This is a genomic window from Acidimicrobiales bacterium, assembly GCA_036399815.1.
Taxonomy (GTDB): Bacteria; Actinomycetota; Acidimicrobiia; order Acidimicrobiales; family DASWMK01; genus DASWMK01.
Genome location: DASWMK010000258.1, coordinates 1 through 3,809, shown reverse-complemented (window position 1 = coordinate 3,809; position 3,809 = coordinate 1). Strand labels below are relative to the sequence as shown.

The 3,809-nt window shown below is 77.3% G+C and carries 4 protein-coding genes; 1 reads left to right on the top strand and 3 read right to left on the bottom strand.

Features of this window, described 5'->3' with window-relative positions; all coding sequences use genetic code 11:
• Window positions 1-366, bottom strand: a 366-nt coding sequence (locus VGB14_19515; protein HEX9995122.1) for a hypothetical protein, incomplete at its 3' end; no start/stop codon positions are given.
• Window positions 367-434: 68 nt separating this feature from the next.
• On the opposite strand from VGB14_19515, the gene VGB14_19510 reads away from it, so the two are divergent.
• Complete coding sequence (locus tag VGB14_19510) at window positions 435-923, top strand: hypothetical protein (protein HEX9995121.1); 489 nt, start codon at window positions 435-437, stop codon at window positions 921-923.
• A gap of 15 nt (window positions 924-938) precedes the next feature.
• Here the strand turns inward: VGB14_19510 and VGB14_19505 are convergent, their stop codons facing one another.
• Both VGB14_19505 and VGB14_19500 read right to left on the bottom strand, forming a co-directional pair.
• A complete protein-coding gene (locus VGB14_19505) occupies window positions 939-2,546 on the bottom strand; it encodes an ABC-F family ATP-binding cassette domain-containing protein (GenBank protein HEX9995120.1) in 1,608 nt (535 codons plus the stop codon).
• 48 nt (window positions 2,547-2,594) lie between these two features.
• The coding region (locus tag VGB14_19500; GenBank protein HEX9995119.1) for a putative Ig domain-containing protein at window positions 2,595-3,809 on the bottom strand (1,215 nt) is incomplete at its 5' end.

The window sequence follows — 3,809 nt, the reverse complement described above, 5'->3', positions numbered from 1 at the left end:
CACGAGCACGGTCACGTCCCCCCGCCGGGGCAGGGCGTCGGCGACCACCTCGGGCCAGCCGAGCACGCACACGGTGGCGCCATCGGGCAGGGCGGCCACGACCTCGGCCGGCGTGGGGTCGTCGTCGAGGTCGTCGACGGCCCGCCACGCCTCGGCCACCGGGTCGCCGGCCGTCAGCACGCGCGCGCACAGCCACCACAGCGCGCCGGCCGCCGGGTGGCGCTCGAGGATGCGCCGGCTGGCGGTGACCAGGCCGGCGGGGTCGTCGCCGAGGGCGGCCATGGCGCCGGCCGTCTCCCGCACGAGCAGGCCCTGCTCGGCCCCGGACGACCGGGCGACGGCGCGCAGCCGCTCGATCGGGTGCACCGCGGCGACCCTACCGCCGGGCGGCGACGCTCCGGCGGGCCTGGCGGGGCGCGCTACCTTTCTGCGCCGTGGTCACCAACCCGCCCGGCGACCTGCGACTCGCGCCCCTGAACGGCACGCCGCGGCCGCTGCGGGAGTGGCTGACCCTGTTCCACCTGGCCGTCGTGGTGCTCGACCCGTACACCTCGGAGAGCGCCTGGCTGCTGCCGACCGCCGGCCGCCTGCTGCGGACCTACGACCAGGCCGACTGCCGGGTCGCCTGGCTGATCACCTGCGACGCCGACGACGCCCGCCGCTTCCTCGGCCCCTGGGCCGGCGAGATCCTCACGTTCTGCGACCCCGACCGCGAGGCGGTCAAGGCGCTCGGCCTCGAGCGCCTCCCGGCCTTCGTGCACATCGACCTCGCCGGCGACGTCGTCGGCTCGGCCGAGGGCTGGGACCCCGACGAGTGGCGGGCCGTCGCCACCGAGCTGTCCCGGCTGATGAGCTGGAGCCGGCCGGTCATCCCGGCCCTCGGCGACCCGGCCCCCTTCCCCGGCTCCCCCGCCCTCGGCTGACCGGCCCGGCCGCCCTCAGGCGAGGGCGACCAGGTCGAGCAGGTCGTCGCTCCAGTAGTCGAGCGTGCCCTCGGGCATCAGCAGCACGCGGTCGGGCTGGAGCCGGGCCACGAAGCCCTGGTCGTGGCTGACGACGACGAGCGACCCCGGCCAGCCGGCCAGCGCGGCGGCGGTGGCGTCCCTCGAGCCCGGGTCGAGGTTGTTGGTCGGCTCGTCGAGCAGCAGCAGGTTGTGCCGCCCGGCCACGAGCTGGGCGAGGGCCAGCTTGGTCTTCTCGCCGCCGGACAGGGTGCCGGCGTCCTGGTGGGCCTTCTCGCCGGTGAGGGCGAACATCCCGAGCAGGCCGCGGAGCGTCTCGTCCTCGACGGCCGCCTGCTCGCGCATGTGCTCGAGCAGGGTCCGCCCCGGGCTGATGCCCTCGTGCTCCTGCGCGTAGTAGCCGACCGACACGCCGGTGCCGAAGTCCACGGTCCCGGCGTCGGCCGCCGTCTCGCCGGCGAGGATGCGGAGCAGGCTCGTCTTCCCTGCCCCGTTGAGGCCCATGACCATGAGCCGCTCGCCCCGGCCGAGGTCGAAGCTGACGTCCTCGAACACGGGCGGGCCGCCGTAGCCCTTGGTGAGGCCGTCGACCTCGAGCACGACCCGGCCGGCGTGGGGCGGCGGCGGGAAGCGGACGCGCATGGCCCGCTCCCTGGCCGGCCCCTCGACGGCGTGCTCCCGCAGCCGCTCGACCCGGTGGTCGAGCACCTTGGCCCGCCGGGCCCGGGACACCGTCTGGCCCCGCATCTGGTCGGCGAGGGTCTTCAGCCGGGTGATCTCGGACTGCTGCTGCTCGCGCAGCTTGCGGAGCCGCACCTCGTCCTTGGCCCGCTGGGCCCGGTACTCGCTGTAGGTGCCCTTGTACTCGACCATCGTGCCGACCTCGTCGTCGGCGCTCCGGTCGAGGTGGAGCACGCGGGTGATGGCGTCGTCGAGCAGCTCGAGGTCGTGGCTGACGACGAGCAGCGCGCCGCGGTAGGAGCGGAGGAACTTGAGCAGCCAGTCCCTGGCGTCGACGTCGAGGTGGTTGGTGGGCTCGTCGAGCAGGAGCAGGTCGCTGCCGGCGAACAGGATGCGGGCCAGCTCCACCCGGCGCCGCTCGCCGCCGGACAGCACGCCGATCGGCAGGTCGGCCCGGTCGCCGGGCAGCCCGAGGCCGGCCATGATCCGGCGGACCTCGGCCTCGGCCGCGTAGCCGCCGTCGGCCCGGAAGGCGTCCTCGGCGCGCGAGAAGCGGGCGACGTTGGCCTCGGACGGCTCCTCCTCGATGCGCAGCCGCAGCTTCTCGAGCCGGGCCATGGCGAGGTCGAGGCCGCGGCCGGCGAGCACGTGGTCGAGGGCGGTCACGTCGTCGGCCACGCCGTCGAGGCGGGGGTCCTGGGACAGGTAGCCGAGCCCGCCGCTGTGGGTGACGACGCCGGCGAAGGGTTGGGCCGCGCCGGCGAGGACCTTCAGGAGGCTGGTCTTCCCGGCGCCGTTGCGGCCGACGAGGCCGACCTTGTCCCTGGCGCGCACGGTGAACGAGGCCCCCTGGAGCACCAGGTGGCCCCCCACCTCCACGGCGAGCTCACGGACCTGCAGCATGCCGAGATCGTGACAGGGGCGCCGACGGCGGGCGAGCGGTTATCGCCGTCAGCCGGCGTCGAGGGCGGCGACGACGGCGGCGGCGTAGGCGGTGGCGCCGGTGGCGTTCGGGTGGACGCAGTCGAAGGCGCTGACCCACGGGTCGCCCGACGGGTGGCCGTCGGCGCAGAACGGGGTCACGCCGGACAGGCCGTCGACCACGTGGACGACGGGGCCCGGCACCCACGACGGGAGCTGGCCGGCGCGCACGCCGTCCGGGCCGATGCCGTTGCCGGCGCCGTGCCCGGCGAAGGCGGGGCGGACGTCGGCCAAGAGCACCCGGTCGCCGAAGCGGCCGGCCACGTCGGCCAGGGTCGAATCGAGCGCCTCGACGACCCGGCCGGCGGCGCCGGCGAAGCAGGCGCCCTCGCAGCCGGCGATGCCGTGGGGCCGGGCCGCCGTCGGGTCGTGGTAGGTGGTGACGACGACGGTGGCGTCGGTGGCGGCGACGAGGCGGGCGAGCACGTGGTCGAGGTCGCCGGACAGGGCGGTGAGCCGGCCGGCCAGCCGCTCGCCGTCGAGCGCCCCGCCCGCCCCGATCAGCTCGGGGGCGGCGAAGAAGCGCAGGTCGTTGGCGCCCACGGTCACGGTGACGAGCCCCGGGTTGGCGGCCACCGCCCAGTCGACCTGGGAGCGGTCGCCGAGGCCGTCGCCCACGAGGGCGTCGGGCCCCGGGACCGGGTCGGTGCGGAGGTCGTCGGCGGTCGCCCCGCTGCAGGCGACGACGTCGACCGACGCCGCCCCCGCCCACCGGCCGGCCACCCGCGCCGGGTAGCCGTCGCCCTCGGCCCGCCCGCAGCCGTCGCCGGCCAGGTAGTCGGCCCGGTCGAGCCCGTACCCGCTGGCGACCGAGTCGCCGAGCGCCAGGTAGGCGCCGGGGTGGGCGGGGGCCCGGGCCAGCAGGTCGACGGTGGCGGTCGCCGAGCGCCCGTCGTCGTCGGTGGCCTCGACCCGCAGCGGCCAGGTGCCCTCCTGCCCGGCGGCCGGCGTCCAGCGGACCACGCCGGCGGCGGGGTCGAACGCCGCGCCGGCCGGCAGCCCGTGGACGGCGAGGGCCACGGGGCCGCCGTCGGGGTCGGCCGCGGCCAGCGCCACCTCGGACGGCTGGCCGGTCGTCGCCCTCGTCGCCGCGGGGACGGTGAGGACCGGCGGGCGGCCGGGGGGCGGCGCCGGCGCGGCCGCGGGGACCGGGGCCGGCGCGCCGGCGTGCACCCCGTCCGCGAA

Bases quoted from the DNA above. Each gene is read 5' to 3' on its own strand.
- VGB14_19505 (HEX9995120.1), bottom strand. From the start codon at position 2,546: ATGCTGCAGGTCCGTGAGCTCGCCGTGGAGGTGGGGGGCCACCTGGTG.